The sequence below is a fragment of the Microcoleus sp. S13_C3 genome, from assembly GCF_036700905.1.
Lineage (GTDB): Bacteria > Cyanobacteriota > Cyanobacteriia > Cyanobacteriales > Microcoleaceae > Microcoleus.
The window spans coordinates 1-17795 of record NZ_JAUBPT010000162.1 but is presented as its reverse complement, the minus strand read 5'-3'; the positions used below and the strand labels follow the sequence as shown (position 1 = coordinate 17795).

The window sequence follows — 17795 nt, the reverse complement described above, 5'->3', positions numbered from 1 at the left end:
CCAACTGCCAACTGCCAACTGCCAACTGCCAACTGCCAACTGCCAACTGCCAACTGCCAACTGCCAACTGCCAACTGCCAACTGCCAACTGCCAACTGACTCTTTACGTTGGGGCTAACTCTTTTTTTGTCAACTCGGTGTACCGAGCTACAATTTGGCGGAATTCGTCGCCCTCGATCGTTTCTTCATCCAACAGCGCTTCGACAAGTTTGTCTACCAAAGCGCGGTTTTCGCGGATAATTCGGCGAGCTTCTTCGTAGCACTCAAAGGCAATTTCCCGGACTTGGCGATCGATCTTGATTGCCATGTCTTCGGAATACTCACTTCGCGAATTCCAGTTCTGCCCCAAAAACACCTCATTGTTCTGACTTTCAAAAGCCACAGGCCCCAAATCCGACATTCCATAAAGCGTTACCATCTTCCTAGCGAGGCTGGTGACTTGTTTGATATCCTCGCTGGCACCCAGAGTTACTTCGGCATCGCCGTAAATTTCAGCCTCCGCCGCCCTTCCCCCCAAAGCTACTGTAATCCGGCTTAACAGCCAAGCCCGACTCATCAAACCTTCGCTGTCGATCATTTCGTCGTCGTACACATAGCTAACAAAGCCTGCGATGCCGCCGGAACGGGGGATAATCGTCACTTTATCTATTGGGTCAGTATTTTTGAGCATCGTCCCGACGAGGGCGTGTCCGATTTCGTGGTATGCTACCATCCATTTTTTCTTGCTGTCGAGCAGCGGGTTGAGGGTAAGCCCGATCGTGATCCGGTCGATCGCGTCGTGAACTTCTAAGTTACTAATCGTGTCTTTGCGACGCCTCGCAGTGAGAATAGCTGCTTCGTTGAGCAAGTTTGCCAAGTCGGCGCCGGAAAAGCCGGGAGTGCGGCGGGCGATCGTGTCTAGGGCAACTTCTGGGTCGAGTTTTTTGTTGCGCGCGTGAACTTGCAAAATCCCCAAACGCCCTTTGTAACTGGGCAAATCTACCGTTACTTGTCGATCGAACCGGCCGGGGCGCAGCAGGGCGGTATCGAGCACGTCGGGCCGGTTAGTAGCTGCAATCACAATCACGCCACTGTTACCCTCAAAGCCGTCCATTTCTGTCAGCAACTGGTTGAGAGTTTGTTCGCGTTCGTCGTTGCCGCCGCCGATACCAGCGCCGCGCTGTCTTCCTACGGCGTCTATTTCGTCGATGAAGACGATGCAGGGCGAATTTTCTTTAGCTTTCTTGAACAAGTCGCGGACGCGGGAGGCGCCAACTCCGACAAACATTTCGACAAATTCGGAACCGGAGATGCTGAAGAAGGGGACGGCTGCTTCGCCTGCGATGGCTTTTGCCAGCATTGTTTTGCCAGTTCCTGGAGGCCCGATTAACAGAACTCCTCTGGGAATTTTGGCGCCGATGGCGTTGAAGCGTTCGGGTTTTTTGAGGAAGGTTACGACTTCTTGCAGTTCTTCTTTAGCTTCTTCGATGCCTGCTACGTCGTCGAACATCACGCCGGTTTTGGCTTCCATTTGGAAACGGGCTCTGGATTTGCCGAAGTTCATGGCATTTCCTTGAGATTGGGTCGATCGGCGCACGATTGCCATCAGGACTGCCAACACTGCAAAAATCACTAGCAAGTTTACTACTAAACTGACTGCGGCCGCGTTGTCGGCTGTTTGTTTGACTTCAAAGTCAATCTTTTTGGCGCGGATTTGCGAGTACAGTTCTCGGTTGTTGTAGTCGAACAGACTAACTGATTGGGTTAGATCGCTTTTTTGATTTTTTAGCCTAACCTTGGCAGTTTTTTGAGTTTCGTCTACTTCGATTTTACTGACTTGCCCTTTTTCTATGTTGTCGATCAGTTGGCTGTAACTCATGGTGTTTGGCGCGCTGTCGGCAAACACCGGGGTCGAGAGCAATATTCCTTGAGAAATCACCAAACTGCCCAGGATGCGCCAAAGATTCCGTCCTGGAATTGATTTTTTAGGATTCTGGCTCGACTTGTCTTTGTTTACAGCTAGATGCCCCAGCCATGCGTGTTTCCAAGAATTTTTCATATTGCTTTGCCCAAGGTTGAAGACTGCCAAGATTGACCGCTTGTGGTTTGCTACGTTCATTTATTTTAACAAGATGGCGGGTGTTGAATGGGTTTATCTCTCGCGGGCATCTTAAGAGGCCCCTCAAGAGGGGGGGTTTTGAATCCACGGCTTCCTCAAGAAACCGGGTTTTTTACCTAATCTGCGGGCTATAACCCAGGATTTTGCTCAAAAAACCCGGTTTCTCGGCCCCCTCCACTGAACTTACCCACGCATCCTCAAGGAACCGGGTTTTTTACCTAATCTGCGGGCTATAACCCAGGATTTTGCTCAAAAAACCCGGTTTCTGGGCTCCGTCGGTAAATCTCAAATCTCAAATCTCAAATCTCAAATCGATGGATTTTGCTCAAAAAACCCGGTTTCTCGGTCCCGTCGGTAAATCTCAAATCTCAAATCTCAAATCGATTGACAGTTGCCGATCGAACTTGCTAGATTAATCATACTCGTAATGAGTACGTTTTAGAAAAGCAGTTATTGTTTTTAAGCTTTATGGTAAAAATTGTCGGCATTGGTGGAAGTTTGCGGGCTGGCTCCTACAGCCAGTTAGCGTTGAATGTGGCAGCAGAACGGGCGCAGACCCTGGGCGCGGATGTTGAAATATTGGATTTGAGATCGCTCAATCTGCCCTTCTGCGACGGTGAGAATGATTATCTCGATTATCCGGATGTGGAAAAGCTGCGAAATACGGTTAAGCAAGCCGACGGCTTGATTTTGGCAACGCCGGAGTATCACGGTAGCGTCAGCGGTGCTCTCAAGAATGCCCTGGATTTGATGAGTTTTGAGCATTTGGACGGGAAGGTTGCGGGTGCGATTAGCGTTTTGGGAGGGCAAGTTAACAGCAACGCACTCAACGATTTGCGAACCATTTTGAGATGGGTGCACGCTTGGGTAATTCCCGAACAAATTGCGATCGGACAAGCTTGGAAAGCTTTTAGTCCTGATGGTAAATTATTGGATGAAAAACTGTCTGAAAGGTTCGACGAATTTGCTCGGAGTTTAGTAGAAAATACGCGGAAATTGCGAGGAATTCCGTAATTGTATTTCAGGAAAAACGCACTCTTGGACGCAACTGGCATATTATTCGGATGCGTCAGTTGCCATAATTGCTCGATTTGAAGAGGTTTTTTCTCTAGTAGAGCACCCTACAAGCTGTCATACTAACTGTTAACAGTCAACAGTCAACAGTCAACAGTCAACAGTCACCAGTCAACTGAGTTAAAATGGCATATCGATCATGTCTCCGAAAGGATGGGGTACGTCGATCGGCATTCTTCCGGGTTTTGACTCATATTTGTCTATCCACTTTTTGGCCAATTCCAAAGCTTCCTCCTCAGTCTTGGCATTTTGGACGGCGACGTGGCGGTTGCCGCGGCTATCCCAAACCTCGACGTAGAAGACTTTCTGGGATTGAATAATCCAACCTTTATAAGTGTCTGCTGGTTCCATAGTTAGAATCCTAAAATAATCGGGCGGGAGTTCCACTGACGAGCTAATTGTAAATATTGCCCTGCATAAAATGAATTTTACGGGGGTTTCTATAGTATTTTTGGAAAAAAGTCAGTTTTACGGTTAACCTCATGACCAGACACCTGAAGCAATTATTTAACTGGAGAAAATATCTCCAACCTTTAGCCGCGGCGATCGCGATCGCCCTAATCGCATCCCAGATGGCGGTATTGCCGGCATTGGCGACTGGCGTGTACGAAATGCCGGTGTTGTCGGCGGGCGATCGAACTTGGGTGTTCGACAAAGGCGACGTACTCAGCCGCAGCAGCGAAAGCAATATCAGCAGCGTGCTCGACAACCTGGAAAACAAAACAGGGAAACAAGTCAGGTTTGTCACCATCCACCGCTTAGACTACGGCGAAACGACAGCCACTTTCACCGACCAACTGTTTGAACAGTGGTTTCCGGCAAAAGAAGACCAGACTAATCAAATTTTACTCGTTCTCGACACTGTTACCAACAGTGCGGCAATTCGGACGGGGGAAGGGGTAAAATCCCTGCTAACCGATGAAATTGCCCAGAGTGTGGCTGGGGAAACCGTGCAAGTGCCACTGCGGGAAGCCAATAAATACAACGAGGCATTTGCGGCTGCAAGTACGCGCATTGCAACTGTTTTGTCGGGCGAACCCGATCCGGGTCCTCCTGAAGTTGTTGACAACATTCAAGTTGAAGGCACGTTTAAAAAAGCGGAAGAAACAGACCAAGGCAATGCCACAGTTGTTGTGGTTGTGCTGTTGGTGTTGGCGACAGTGATTCCGATGGTGACTTATTTCTGGTATCAAGGTTTTTCGTGATCGGGTGCTGCTAAATCCGATCGGTTGCCGTTTTGTCCAGAAATTATGGCAGGGCTGCACTAATCTTGAACGTATTCTCGATCGCTCAACAATGCGATTTCTGCCCGTACAAATTCCCGTCCCAGATAAGCCGCGTGATCTAACATTGTCACCGGACAGGGGCGGGTTTCTTCTAGGATTTTGACGCAAAGTTCTTTGGCGGTTCTAGCGGTAAAAAGTGTGACCTCCGTGCGTTCTACCTTGCCACGCGCGGGGATGGGTTTGCCAGTTTCGGGATCGACGGCGAGGCCTCGATCGTCGATGATGTTGGTGAAATGTTTGGCACAAATTAAGCTGGTTTCGCGATCGAGATAGATGATGAAGTAGCCGCCTGGATCGAGGTCGATGTGGCGTTTGGATAGCTTGTCATCAATTGCGGTGAGGTTTTCCAAGGTTTGACTCATGGTTGGTGAAAGAAAGTAAACAATAGCTATATTTTTTTTGCTATTTCTAGTTTAGTCGGCTGCGGGACAAGTTTGGGACATTAGTTGGTTGAATGCGGGGGGAAGTTTCGGGCGATCGACATTCTACGCGATATCTGTGGGGAGACGGCCCAGGCTAAGTCCGACCCGGGCTTCTGCGACTTTTAATGATTGGTATAAGATTGAGGACTGTAGCAAGACTTGTTGAAATTGAGAGAATGAACCGCAGAGAACGCAGAGAACGCAGAGTGAAAGAAGAGAGAAAAACAAAATATGCTACCATGAATCTTAGTAAAATTTTACATTAATTTGTATGAGATTTATAGATTTGTTTTCAGGAATAGGAGGTTTCAGACAAGGGTTTGAAAAATTTGGCTTTAAATGCGTTTTTTCCTGCGAAATTAACAGCAAATGCCGAGAAGTTTACCAGGAAAATTTCGGTGATGTTCCTTTGGGAGATATCAGTAAAATTAAGCCCGTCGAGTTAGAAGACTTTGATATTTTAGTCGCCGGGTTTCCGTGCCAACCTTTCAGCATTTGCGGCAAAAAACTCGGTTTTGAAGATACTAGAGGCACACTGTTTTTCGAGATTTGTAAAATTATCAAAATCAAGCAGCCTAAAGTTATCGTTCTCGAAAATGTCAAGCACTTAATCCATCACGACAAGGGAAATACCTTAAAAGTAATTATTGCCAGTCTTGAAGATTTGGGATACAGCGTGAATTACCAAATGCTGAATGCTAAAGACTTTGGAATTCCTCAACATCGTGAAAGAATATTTATTATTGCAACTAAAGCTAAACCATTCAATTTTTCTCGGCTTAAAACCCAGGTGACTCCAAAACTCAGGGAATTTCTAGACGATACAGGGGATTTTGAAATATTGGACAAATCCGAGTATACTTTAATTGAGTCTCCGAAAAAGCAAGATTCGGGACTTTTGTTTGCAGGTTACAGAAATAAAGGTACTTGGAAAACTGGCGTGAGGCCAAATACAGAACATTTATCGAGGGTTCACAGACAGCCTAATCGCATTTATTCGGTAGATGGAGTGCATCCGACCATTCCTTCGCAAGAAACATCGGGCAGGTTTTTTATCTACATTCCTGAGCAAGATATGGTGAGAAAGTTGACGCTGAAGGAATGTTACCGTCTTATGGGTTTTCCTGAAGATTTTAAGAGTTATCCGAGTGCGGGGGAAAGTTACAAGCAAATTGGAAATTCGGTTTGTGTGCCGGTGGTGGAGGCGATCGCGCAAGAAATATTAAGTCAAAATTTATTGTCAAATGAAACGAAGGAATTGCCATCTGATACACTCCGAGAATATTTCTCGTTCATTTTTCATTAAACCACTCTAGCCAATAAACTAAAATTGCTCCTGAAGTAATATCTTCTGAGGCATATTCCTCACTGTTTTGATGATAAATGTAAGCTTTCTCATCAGAAGAGTGCGGGCAGAATAAGCATACTCTCCGATCGGCATTTATATTTTGCCAAGCCAGTCTAATACTGCCTCTGTCATCTGTACCTGTTGAGGCTTTTGGGAAACTGTTTCCCATGCTATCGTATGCCTCAAAAACTAACTTCATCGCTGTCCTGAAAGCATATTCAGTCGGTCTTAAAATTCCGTAGTCATCCTCTTATTCTAAATCTAAAATTTCGATCAAACGTTCGATAGTGACGCGGAAATTTGATAAACCGCTATTGCTATTGCTATCAGTAATATGTTCCTTAGCTACAGTCATAAGATTAAATCCCTTAAGTCGATCGCTAATTTGATGGTGAATTACGTGAGTGTCATACTCAAATCAACTTGTAGGGTGCCGGGCGACGAAGTTATAGGGCGATTATTCAGGGTCTCTGATTCCGGGACACCCTACTAATTGGGCCAGTTGGCTTTAGTCCTATTTATGCTAACACAGCCGGGGACAGGCTCAGGGCGGGGAAAATCCCAAATTAAAAATCAAAAATCAAAAATAGATTGACTTAGTTCAAAATTCCTGTAATATATAAAATATTCATCAAATTTTATACATAAATAAAAATTAGAGAGGTCGCAATTTGAACTTCTCCCGTAAAGATGTATCGCTAAATACGAACCCACTGTCACTGACGGTGACAGACTTTGATCGAGATGGCAAACCAGACTTAGTTGTACCGAATTTAGGCAGCAATAGCATCTCATTGTTGGCTAATTCTGGCTCCGGCAACTTTGCTTTAAAATCTGACGAATCCGTAGGAAGGGCCCCCACTATCGTTTTAGCTGCAGATTTTGTTAGTGGAGACAACCGACCAGAACTCTTGGTAGCTAATAGCGGAGACAGTAGCATATCATTTCTGTTAAATACTAAATCGGGATACATTAAATTTCCTGCCTTTAGCTTTGGTAATCTGCCTTTTCCAGACGCGGCGCTCGCGGCTGATTTCGATGGAGATAATAAACTAGATTTCGCTGTCGTCAATGGGACAGGGAATGTGGTGGCTGTGATGCTAAACCGTGGTTTGAGCTTTATTTTGCAGCCAGCCATTCCTGTTGGCAGCAATGCTCTGGCGATGACGGCGCTCGACTTTAATGTTGATGGGAAAATCGACTTGGCGGTAGCGAACCAAGGCAGCAATAATGTTACATTGCTGCTCAATGCTGGTGGTGGCAACTTGACAAAACTGCCAGATATAGTTGTTGGAAATTCTCCCCAGGCGATCGCCACAGCCGATTTTAATGGTGACAGCTTCCCTGATTTGGCGATCGCGAATGCAGGTAGCAACAGCATTTCAGTTTTGTGGAATTCTCAGGGTAGCAGTTTCACCAAACAGCCAGATATTACTGTTGGTAATTCTCCAAGCTCGATCGCCACAGGTGACTTTAATGGCGATGGTTTCGCTGATATCGCGATCGCAAATACAGGCAGCAATAGCATCTCTGTACTGCTAAACTCTGGTTCTGGCAGCTTTACGAAACAGGCAGACATTCCAGTAGGCTCGCGTCCCTCCTCACTCGCGGTGGCTGACTTCAATGGTGATGGCAAACTCGATCTTGTTGTGGCGAATGAGTTGAGCAAAAGCTTCACAGTGCTGATCGATGAGGGTACTCCAGAGCCAACTCCAACACCGGTGACAACTACAACACCGGTGACAACTCCAACACCGGTGACAACTCCAACACCGGTGACAACTACAACACCCGTGACAACTCCAACACCGGTGACAACTACAACACCCGTGACAACTCCAACATCGGTGACAACTCCAACACCGATAACAACTCCAACACCGGTGACAACTCCAACACCGATAACAACTCCAACACCGGTGACAACTCCAACACCGGTGACAACTTCAACACCGGTGACAACTCCAACACCGATAACAACTCCAACACCGATAACAACTCCAACACCGGTGACAACTCCAACACCGGTGACAACTACAACACCCGTGACAACTCCAACACCGATAACAACTCCAACACCGATAACAACTCCAACACCGATAACAACTCCAACACCGGTGACAACTCCAACACCGATAACAACTCCAACACCGATAACAACTCCAACACCGGTGACAACTCCAACACCGATAACAACTCCAACACCCGTGACAACTCCAACACCGGTGACAACTCCAACACCCGTGACAACTCCAACACCGGCACTAATATCTGTAGTAAATCCAACGCCGATATCAATTCCTACACTACCTCTTACCCTCTCAACCACACCCACTGAAATTACTCTGCCATTAAATTTCCTCGATCAGAGTCAGGTCGAGACGATAATTCCCGCATCCGTACCGACTCCCGCACCCGCACCGACTCCTGCACCCGCACCAGTACCCGTACCGACTCCCATTCCTGCACCCGCCCCAACGCCCGCCCCAACTCCCATTCCTGCACCCGCCCCAGCGCCAACACCCATACCGACTCCCGTTCCTGCACCCGCCCCAACGCCCGCCCCAACACCCATTCCTGCACCCGCCCCAACGCCCGCCCCAACACCCATTCCTGCACCCGCCCCAACGCCCGCCCCAACACCCGTTCCTGCACCCGCCCCAACCCCAACGCCCGCCCCAACACCCATTCCTGCGATCGCCGCAACGCCGGCCCCAACGCCCGCCCCAACACCAGTACCCGCCCCAGCACCTGTACTTTCTATCAAAACCCCTCTCCCCAATGCCACCGATAGTGGCGAACCGACAGGAATCCCTGAAAATCTACGCGGAGAAGGGTTTTACCTGCTAACAGACGGATCTGATACTGCCATTCCAGAAGTGGCCGCCAAGACAGGAATTTCTGCTTTGTCGGGTAATGACTTTCTCACCGGTACAGAAGATGACGATCCGATCAATGGCAATCAAGGGGCAGATACGCTAGCCGGAGTTGGCGGCAATGATATTTTGCTTGGCGGCAAAGGTTCTGATTTTCTCGACGGCGGTTCTGGCAATGATTTTCTCAGTGGTAACAATGATAATGACACCTTAGTCGGAGGAGATGGTAATGATGTTTTGCAAGGTGGCAAGGGAGATGATATTCTCAATGGCGGTGCTGAGGATGACGTATTAATTGGCGATTTTGGTCAAGATATTCTCATTGGCGGTACTGGAAATGATGCCTTTATTTTTGCGGAGAGTCAGGCGATCGCATCCATTGAGCGGGCTGATGTAATTATCGATTTTTCTAAGGGTGATGCTATTGGTTTGAGTGCAGGCATTGCCTATGCTCAACTGTCCTTTGAGCCGGTGTTATTACAGATTGATAGTGGGATGCCAGTGGCTTCTGTTGCGATTAAATTTAATTCTGATTATTTAGCGATCGTCTTTGATATCGATGCTAGCTATCTAACTGCTGATGTTTTCTTCACTACCTCGTAGATTATAGATAACTCGGCGCTTGAAGCCTTGTTCTATGCTACCGTGGTGTCATATCAAATCCGTTGACATCGGAATTATTCATCTCTCTCTTCTGGAGAATCTGCGATCTTTGCGCCCTCTGCGGTTTAATCATTCCCATACAAGCGGAATTGATATCAATAAGTGCTCGGCCCTAAAAAAGAAGGATTATCTATTGACTTTGGTTGATTTATTGTGGTATATTTTAGATAATGGGAGTGGTGGCAAAAATTTTATTTTTGCCACCACTCCCATTATTAAATTGTACTTGATTAAATCCTCGAAGTCAAGTGTTTAACCCTAAAAAAAAGGGCGATTTTTTTTATATCAATTAAATAAAATTTGAAGGCCTGAATTCCTTACGACTGAATTCCTTACTACGAATCTCGAAGAAAGGACTAATACCAAATGCGGCTTAAATACCCCGTTCATTTCTTAGTCTGCGGAGGCAGACGAAAGTTTGTGTAGGATTGGTTTCAACCGCCGAATCATAAAGGGGGTGAAAAACTCGGATTCGGTATAAAGTCCTGACTAGAAACCTTAATTACGCTGGAACTTGGATTTTTTCAGTGCCGGCAAGTTCAAAAGCTGCGTGAATTGCCTTCAAAGCAGTTACTCCTTGTCCTTCATCCACAACGCAGCTAATTTTAATCTCGGAAGTGGCAATCATTTGAATGTTGATTTGCTGGCGGGAAAGCGCTTCAAACATCTTGGCCGCTACTCCTGGATGCGCTACCATCCCGGAACCGACAACGCTAACTTTGGCTATTTGTGTATCGACTGCTACTTCGCCCCATCCGAATTCTGGGGCGGCTTTTTCGAGGACTATTTTAGCAGATTCGGCGTCAATTTGTGCGACTGTAAATGCAATGTCGCGAGTTAATATGCCGTCGATATTGTGGCAGCGCTGCGACTGAATGATCGTGTCTACGCTGATATTTTCCTCGGCTAAAAGTCCGAACAGTTTTGCTGCTACTCCGGGGCGATCGGGCAATTGGCGAATTGCTAGGCGCGCTTGATTGAGATCCAAGGCAACGGCGCGGACTGCGGGCGGTTTGTGGGATGATGAACGCAGCCCAATAGGGGAGTTGGCAACATCAAATGTTTTGCAGAGTTCGGCAACAGCCCGATCGCAATCTTCGGCATCGATCGCACAACTAACTTTAACCTCGGATGTAGAAATCATTTGAATGTTAATTCCCGCATCCGCTAAAGTCTTAAACATCTGCGCCGCTACCCTCGGACGACCGATCATTCCCGCACCCGCAATGCTAACTTTAGCTATTGGCCGCTCTTCTGCTTTCACTTCCGGTTCTCCCAATTCTGGGCGAGAATTCTTGCCGAGGGCGGGGATAATTGCATCTGCAACGGCAGTAGCTTGTTGCAGAGATTTTCGCGTCACTGTGAAGGCAATATCGTTAGTATTTCCTTCATGAATTGACTGAATAATTAAGTCTACATCGAGGTTTTGTTGGGCGATCGCACCAAACAACCGCGCTGCTACGCCGGGGCGATCGGGCAAACGCAGTAGCGACACCCCCGCCTGATCTAAGTCAAATTCCACCGCATCGACGGCTTTTGCGAGCTCCAAGCCCTCCAAAGGCCGGGGTTGCGGGGGTGGGGACACTACACGGGTACCGGGGGCGTCACTCCAGCTAGAAAGCACTACTAGGGGCACGCCGTAATTCTTGGCAATTTCTACCGCGCGCGGGTGGAGGACTTTTGCGCCCAAACTCGCCAATTCCAGCATTTCGTCGCAAGTGATTTCGTCCATCAATTGCGCGTCGGCAACCAAGCGCGGATCTGTAGTCAGAATTCCGGGCACGTCGGTATAAATTTCGCACCTGTCGGCCCGCAGCGCTGCAGCGAGGGCAACTGCTGTCGTGTCGGAACCGCCACGGCCCAAGGTGGTAATTTCCAATTCTCCGGCATCGGCTATGCCTTGGAAACCCGCAACAACAACGACTTTACCGCTTTTTAACTGGCTTTCAAGCCGATTCGGATCGATTCGCAAAATTCGGGCGCGGGTGTGGGCTGCTTCGGTGACAATGCCGACTTGGGCGCCGGTGAGGGAAATGGCGGGCTGTCCCATTTCCTGCAATGCCATGCTCAAAAGTGCGATCGAGACTTGTTCCCCAGTGGAGAGCAACATATCCATTTCCCGCTTGTTGGGATTTGGGGAAATTTCCTTGGCGAGTTTAACTAAACCGTCGGTGGTTTTGCCCATCGCCGAAAGTACGACAACGAGAGAGTTGCCGAGCTGTGCTGTTTTTACTACTCGTCTGGCTACTTCCAAAATGCGATCGACTGTACCAACCGAGGTTCCGCCATATTTCTGAACAATTAGTGCCATAGATTCTACACAAAGCTACAAAATACTTATCAAATAATACAAGCAGCTTCTGGATTAGAAGTGGTAATTTTAAAAATTCCCATACAACAAACCGGAGAAAAGAAAAAAATATCTGCGTAAACGATGAAAATATGTGGGTATGGGCGGGTTTTACCAGCCATTTAAGTCTCTCACACCAATATTTTAATAAACCCGCCCTCTTGAGTCTGATTTTAGCCTCCTTCTAGCTCTCGCAAACGCGCTTCTAAAGCTTGAATTCGCTGCTCGGCTTCTATTCGCTTTTGCCGTTCTTGTTCTGCTTCTGACTGCGCTTGTTCGACTGCCAATTCCGCTTGTTCAACCCGTTCATCAGCGGCCAGCAGCAAATTCCCCTCAGCATCCCACCAGCGCATCCAAGGCAGTTCTACGCCCTGATAAACCCCTTGCCAAATGCCTAATTCCAATCCCATTGGCTCGATTTGGTAATGTCCGCGCTGATTTTCTGACATTAACTCAAATCTATCTTCTACCAAATGATAGCATTCTATTTTGGCTTTTGTGACTTCATAAATTCCGTAAAAAGCAGGTCGAATAATCCGCTCGTAAATCCAAAATTGGCCTTTTTTTGGAGTTTTATCTCTTTCTTCGCTGCCATCTCCAGAGACAAATTCTAGTATGATTAACGGCGGCATTAATTCTTTCCACATCACATAGGAACGCCGCATATTTCCGTCGAGAGTTGGCGGCACGTCGGGGACGTAAAACCAATCCGGTGCTTCAGCTCCTCTGGCTAGGGGTTCTGGGGGTTGCGGGACGCGCCAATAAATGCCGGAATCTTGACCGATACAATATTGTCCGTCGGGATGAAGTTGGTCTAAAATGGGTCTAACAGATGTTGTTAACAGGATGCTTTGAGGGAGTTCTTGAAAGTTTTTCACAAAAGTACCGTCGGAATCTGGTAATTGAGTGTGGTCTGGGAAATCTGTAAAATCTGTTACTAAAAGTTCGGGTTTTTCGGTGACACTCATGTTGACCTCTTGAATGCTAAAAAAATATAATTCACATTGGGAACGGATGATGAGTCAGTACAAGTTAATTATTTTTGACTTCGACGGCACTTTGGCAATTACTCACAAAGCTATTGTATTTTGCTTTACCAAAACTTTTGAAAGATTCAATATTGCCCCGCCTGCTGCTGATACTATTATAGCGACGATCGGCATCAATTTACCAAATAGTTTTAAAATCCTCCATCCGGCGATCGCGGAAAGTGCAATTCCCGAATGGGTTGAAACTTACCGCTCTTATTATCGGACGGAAGGTGAAAAGCAGGTAGAGTTATTTACCGGGACAAAGCAAGTGTTGCAGTTGGCGCGTGAGTCGGGATTGAGCCTGGGAATTTTCAGCAATAAACACGTTAGTTTTGTGGATTTGTTACTGCAAAAACTGAAAATTCACAGTTTGTTTGATTTAATTTTAGGTGACAACGGAGAAATAATTATGAAACCAAACCCGGCTGTTTTTCACTCGATTATTAAACCGCTGTTCCCGGAGTTGGATAACAGTCAAATTTTAATGGTTGGCGATACAGCGATTGATTTGCTGTTTGCTAAAAATGCTGGGATAGATGTTTGTTGGGCGGCTTACGGATATGGCGATCGCGCTCAGTGTCTTGCCCTAGAACCGACTTTCGCGATCGACGATATTTCCGAACTTGCTGTGTTCGTTCAAAATTAAATTTTCCTCGGTTTGTTTTAGAGAAGAGTTTGACTCATTTAACTATAAAGTATTTAATTATTTTTTTTACTAGAGTGGGATGAGGTAGGTTTTATTTAAGTGCAAAAATAAATAACCGAACTTGTAAGTAGCCCAAAATCTGCCAAGTAAACTATACCAGAGATAGAGTTATCGCGGGAACAACTATTATAAATTAACAACTAGGATTCCTTTGAAGGTAGAAGGCACAAGGCAGAAGGCAGAAGGAAAAAAAACGAGGTAAGCCAGATTTTTTTTATGTAGAATTTACCGCCAAAATTCTGCATGATAGCCTTTTAACTTCAGCCTTCGGAAAACAGACAATTTTGTTAAAATCTAGGGTGTGCTGGCAGTCGGTATCTACAATAAACTCAATTTATAGAAACTCATGCAGATAGATATAAGCATTCCTTCTGAAACGCTATCGCCGACTCGTACTGGCGGCACACCGAATTTAATAGAAGAAGTCTGGAGGCTGTACGATCGCGCCCTGGCAGCTACCAGCAACGGCATCGCGATCGCGGACGCTACCCAGCCGGACAAGCCTATAGTTTACTGCAACGGGGCTTTCGAGCGGATTACAGGCTACAATCGCAGCGAAATAATCGGGCAGAACTGCCGCTTCCTGCAAGGCCCGGATACCGATGGCGCTGCCGTCGATCAAATCCGCGTGGCCCTGAAAGAACAACACGACTGCAAAGTAGTTCTGAAAAACTACCGCAAAGACGGCACCTCCTTCTGGAACGAACTCACCATTTCGCCGGTGCGCGACAGCAGCGGACTCGTTACCCACTTCATCGGCGTCCAATCTGATATCACCGATCGTAAACAAGCAGAAGAAGCCCTCAAACAAGCCGAGGCAAAATACCGCAGCATCTTTGAAAACGCCACCGAAGGCATATTTCAAACCGCCCCAGACGGGGGCTACCTCAGCGCCAACCAGGCACTCGCCCGAATGTACGGCTACGATTCCCCGTCAGAATTGATCGCAAAATGTTCGGCGAAAAACCTTTACACCGATCGCACCCGTCGCGCTTCCTTCATGGCAGAAATCAGCAAAAACGGCTCCCTGAAAGAGTTTGAGTCCTGCGTCCGGCGCCAAGACGGCAGCACTACCTGGATCTCGGAAAACGTGCGCGAAGTCCGCGACGAAAATGGCGAAATCCTTTACTACGAAGGAACAGTCGCCGAAATCGCCGATCGCAAGCGCGCCGAAGCAGCCCTGCGAAATCAACAATACTGGCTGAAAACCGCGATTAACGCCGTCCCCGACGCGATCAACCTCACAGACAGCGAGGGGCGCTGGCTGATTGCCAACGACTGCGCCCTCCAACTTTTGGGCTGGGAAACCGCAGACTACCAGGGTAAAACTACTGCCGAACTCGCTGCCGCCGCCGATCCGAGAGTCAGAGAAATCCTGCTAACTTGGCAGGAAACCGACGAAACCACCTGGCAAGCAGGCACTCTTACCTCCAGCCGCCAAATTGTCCCCTTGCCCACAGGCGGCAGCAATTTGTTTGAAGTGCGAAAAGTGCCACTGTTCAACCCCGACGGTTCGCGCAAAGGTTTGGCAGTGGCTGGGCGCGACATCACGCAGGAAGTGGCAGCGGATGCAGCTTTGCGAGACAGCGAACAGCGGTTTCGGGCAATTTTTGAACGCGCTGCGATCGGCATGGTAGTCGCTACCCTCGAAGGTGTGGCGATCGCCACTAATCCGGCATTTCAAGCTATGCTGGGCCGATCGGAAGCTCAACTGCGGGGTTTCGGTCTCGACGACTGCGCGCACCCGGAAGACGCACAAGTTTCGCGCGAGTTGCGCCAACAGTTGGTCGCGGGCTCCCGCGAAGCTTACCAAATCGAGAAGCGCTACCTCCGCCAAGACGGCAGCATCAGGTGGGGACGCCTCAGCGCCTCTGTCATCGACAGCAGTCAGGGAACGCCACAGTTTATTTTGCAAATGGTAGAGGATATTACCGATCGCAAAGAAGCCGAGTCAGCTTTATTCCAAAATGAGGCTAAGTGGCGATCGCTAATTCTCAACAGTTCCGACATCATTACTATTCTCGACGCCAGCGGTCGCATTGTTTACGAAAGCCCTTCTGTAGAAAGAGTTTTAGGCTACGAACCCGATGAAGTCGCCGGTCAAATTGCTCTCGATTTGATCCACCCTGACGACCTGCCCTCGGTGATGTCCGACGGCGAAAAACTGATCGCAAATCCAGGCGATCCGATCGCCCTAGAAGGTCGGTTCCGGCGCGCTGACGGTTCTTGGTGTTTTCTCGAAGGTGTCGGCATCAACTTGCTAGCAGACCCCGCTGTGAAAGGAATTGTGATCAACTCCCGCGACATGACCGCGCGCCGGCAAGCAGAGTACCGCCTCAGCAAAATCAACGAGTGCTTTTTGGGATTCACCACCGACGCCGCTGATAACATCCAGCGCCTGACATCCTTAGCCGGCGAGCTTTTGGGCGGAAGCTGCGCCATCTACAGCCGCGTCGGTGACGGTCTGCTGCGCGCGATCGGGACTTGGCAAGCGCCGCCGGACTACCCGCTGGTCGATCGCGCCGAGGGCCACATCTGCACCGACGTATGCAGCAAAGGAAGCGATCGGGCTGTTGCCATTCCTGACTTGCAGAACACGATCTACGCCCAAACCGATCCCGCTGTCATCCGCTACCAACTGCGAAGCTATCTGGGACAAGCAGTGCGGCGGGGCGACGATTACGTGGGTGCGGTGTGCGTTGTCTACACTGAGTCGATCGCGCCCACAGAAGCCGACTGCAAGCTGATCGGAATTATTGCCGGGGCGATCGGAGTTGAGGAAGAACGGGCCGCCGCCGCCGATCGCGATCGGCAAAAATCCCAAGAACTGCAAACAGCTTTGAGCGACTTGCAGCAAACTCAAATGCAGTTAGTACAAACCGAAAAAATGTCTTCCCTCGGACAGGTGCTAGCAGGAATTGCCCACGAAATTAACAACCCAGTTGGCTTTGTCGCCGGCAACCTCTGTCACGTCCGAGGCTACGTTCTCGACTTGTTAGAAATCGTGCAAGTCTATCAAGAAGAGTACCCAAATCCCCCAGCAAAACTTCAGCAACAAGCCGAAGATATAGATTTAGAATTTCTAGCAGAAGACCTGCCCAAATTGCTCAATTCGATGCAGACCGGATGCGAGCGCATTGTAGAAATTATTCAAACTCTCCGAAATTTCTCGCGGGCCGACGAAGCGAAAATCAAGACTGCCGACATTCACGAAGGTTTAGAAAGTACCTTGTTAATGTTGAACAGCCGACTGAAAGCCAAGGCCAACTGGCAGGGCATTAAAGTGATTAAAGAATACGGAGAACTGCCGCAAATAAACTGTCATCCCGGACTATTAAATCAGGTCTTTATGAATGTGTTGGCAAATGCGATCGACGCTTTGGAAGAAAGCTGCAGCCAAGCACAAGACACCGGAAATACTATCTTTCCTACTATTACCATTCAAACTGAAACGATAGATGACAAGAGCATTTTAATTCAGATTAAAGACAACGGTAATGGCATTCCCGAAGATCAGATCGTGCGTTTGTTTGACCCGTTTTTTACCACAAAACCCGTAGGTAAAGGCACAGGTTTGGGTTTATCAATTTCGCACCAAATTGTCGTTGAAAAACACCACGGCAAATTGCAGTGCCTCTCCGAACCCGGTAAAGGTAGTGAATTTATCATCGAAATTCCAATTAAGTAGAAAGAATCAGGAAGGCACTAAACGGATGACCACGAATACACGGATTAATTATTGAGTCTGTGTCAATTCATGTCATGTGCGTTTGATTCGGACTTGTATGACGTTAAATTGTGTAGGGCCGGGTTCGCCTATATATTTGACAATTATCAACAAATTATATAAACCCGCCCCGCCCATACTTAGGATCGCGAATTAAATAACTTACAATTTTAATTGTTATTGTGGGATGGGCGTCCCGCCCGTCCTTTTTGGA

At 47.8% G+C, this 17795-nt stretch carries 12 protein-coding genes; 6 read left to right on the top strand and 6 right to left on the bottom strand.

The genetic code is table 11. The features are described from left to right. Positions 1-103 precede the first annotated feature (103 nt). Positions 104-2038 carry an ATP-dependent zinc metalloprotease FtsH gene (ftsH, locus tag QUA16_RS30115; RefSeq protein ID WP_333107836.1) on the bottom strand — a complete coding sequence of 645 codons (1935 nt, stop codon included), beginning with the start codon at positions 2036-2038 and terminating at the stop codon, positions 104-106. Between the two features lie 528 nt (positions 2039-2566). Between ftsH and QUA16_RS30110 the strand changes: the two genes are divergently transcribed. Then, positions 2567-3112 carry an NADPH-dependent FMN reductase gene (locus QUA16_RS30110; protein ID WP_333107846.1) on the top strand — a complete coding sequence of 182 codons (546 nt, stop codon included), beginning with the start codon at positions 2567-2569 and terminating at the stop codon, positions 3110-3112. Positions 3113-3292: 180 nt separating this feature from the next. Here QUA16_RS30110 and QUA16_RS30105 read toward each other — a convergent pair whose 3' ends face one another. After that, the gene (locus tag QUA16_RS30105; protein ID WP_006635545.1) at positions 3293-3523 is read right to left on the bottom strand and encodes a hypothetical protein; all 231 of its coding nucleotides are present in this window, start codon (positions 3521-3523) and stop codon (positions 3293-3295) included. A 131-nt stretch (positions 3524-3654) separates the two neighbouring features. Between QUA16_RS30105 and psb32 the strand changes: the two genes are divergently transcribed. Continuing rightward, entirely contained in the window at positions 3655-4377 is a 723-nt protein-coding gene (psb32, locus tag QUA16_RS30100; RefSeq protein ID WP_333107837.1) for a photosystem II repair protein Psb32, read from the top strand. 59 nt (positions 4378-4436) lie between these two features. Here the strand turns inward: psb32 and QUA16_RS30095 are convergent, their stop codons facing one another. Beyond that, a complete protein-coding gene (locus tag QUA16_RS30095) occupies positions 4437-4820 on the bottom strand; it encodes a DUF4346 domain-containing protein (protein ID WP_333107838.1) in 384 nt (127 codons plus the stop codon). A gap of 331 nt (positions 4821-5151) precedes the next feature. Between QUA16_RS30095 and dcm the strand changes: the two genes are divergently transcribed. Next, a complete protein-coding gene (gene dcm / locus QUA16_RS30090) occupies positions 5152-6186 on the top strand; it encodes a DNA (cytosine-5-)-methyltransferase (protein ID WP_333107839.1) in 1035 nt (344 codons plus the stop codon). On the opposite strand, the gene QUA16_RS30085 is transcribed toward dcm, so the two are convergent. Continuing rightward, positions 6173-6427: a hypothetical protein gene (locus QUA16_RS30085; protein ID WP_333107840.1), complete on the bottom strand. Its 255-nt coding sequence runs from the start codon at positions 6425-6427 to the stop codon at positions 6173-6175. The genes dcm and QUA16_RS30085 overlap by 14 nt on opposite strands. Positions 6428-6899: 472 nt before the next feature. On the opposite strand from QUA16_RS30085, the gene QUA16_RS30080 reads away from it, so the two are divergent. After that, entirely contained in the window at positions 6900-9707 is a 2808-nt protein-coding gene (locus QUA16_RS30080; protein ID WP_333181573.1) for an FG-GAP-like repeat-containing protein, read from the top strand. Between the two features lie 562 nt (positions 9708-10269). Here QUA16_RS30080 and QUA16_RS30075 read toward each other — a convergent pair. Further along, on the bottom strand, positions 10270-12078 hold the full coding sequence (locus tag QUA16_RS30075) for an aspartate kinase (protein ID WP_333107842.1): 1809 nt from the start codon (positions 12076-12078) through the stop codon (positions 10270-10272). Positions 12079-12290: 212 nt separating this feature from the next. Continuing rightward, a complete protein-coding gene (locus tag QUA16_RS30070; RefSeq protein ID WP_333107843.1) occupies positions 12291-13085 on the bottom strand; it encodes a Uma2 family endonuclease in 795 nt (264 codons plus the stop codon). 46 nt (positions 13086-13131) lie between these two features. Here QUA16_RS30070 and QUA16_RS30065 point away from each other — a divergent pair, with 46 nt between their 5' ends. Together QUA16_RS30065 and QUA16_RS30060 are read left to right on the top strand one after the other, a co-directional pair. After that, a complete protein-coding gene (locus tag QUA16_RS30065; protein ID WP_333107844.1) occupies positions 13132-13794 on the top strand; it encodes an HAD family hydrolase in 663 nt (220 codons plus the stop codon). A gap of 406 nt (positions 13795-14200) precedes the next feature. After that, on the top strand, positions 14201-17542 hold the full coding sequence (locus QUA16_RS30060) for a PAS domain S-box protein (protein WP_333107845.1): 3342 nt from the start codon (positions 14201-14203) through the stop codon (positions 17540-17542). Positions 17543-17795: the final 253 nt, after the last annotated feature.

Coding starts and splice junctions, on each gene's coding strand:
- QUA16_RS30060 (WP_333107845.1), top strand. CDS start 14,201: ATGCAGATAGATATAAGCATTCCTTCTGAAACGCTATCGCCGACTCGT.
- ftsH (WP_333107836.1), bottom strand. CDS start 2,038: ATGAAAAATTCTTGGAAACACGCATGGCTGGGGCATCTAGCTGTAAAC.
- QUA16_RS30075 (WP_333107842.1), bottom strand. CDS start 12,078: ATGGCACTAATTGTTCAGAAATATGGCGGAACCTCGGTTGGTACAGTC.
- QUA16_RS30070 (WP_333107843.1), bottom strand. CDS start 13,085: ATGAGTGTCACCGAAAAACCCGAACTTTTAGTAACAGATTTTACAGAT.
- QUA16_RS30110 (WP_333107846.1), top strand. CDS start 2,567: ATGGTAAAAATTGTCGGCATTGGTGGAAGTTTGCGGGCTGGCTCCTAC.
- psb32 (WP_333107837.1), top strand. CDS start 3,655: ATGACCAGACACCTGAAGCAATTATTTAACTGGAGAAAATATCTCCAA.
- QUA16_RS30105 (WP_006635545.1), bottom strand. CDS start 3,523: ATGGAACCAGCAGACACTTATAAAGGTTGGATTATTCAATCCCAGAAA.
- QUA16_RS30095 (WP_333107838.1), bottom strand. CDS start 4,820: ATGAGTCAAACCTTGGAAAACCTCACCGCAATTGATGACAAGCTATCC.
- QUA16_RS30085 (WP_333107840.1), bottom strand. CDS start 6,427: ATGAAGTTAGTTTTTGAGGCATACGATAGCATGGGAAACAGTTTCCCA.
- dcm (WP_333107839.1), top strand. CDS start 5,152: ATGAGATTTATAGATTTGTTTTCAGGAATAGGAGGTTTCAGACAAGGG.
- QUA16_RS30065 (WP_333107844.1), top strand. CDS start 13,132: ATGATGAGTCAGTACAAGTTAATTATTTTTGACTTCGACGGCACTTTG.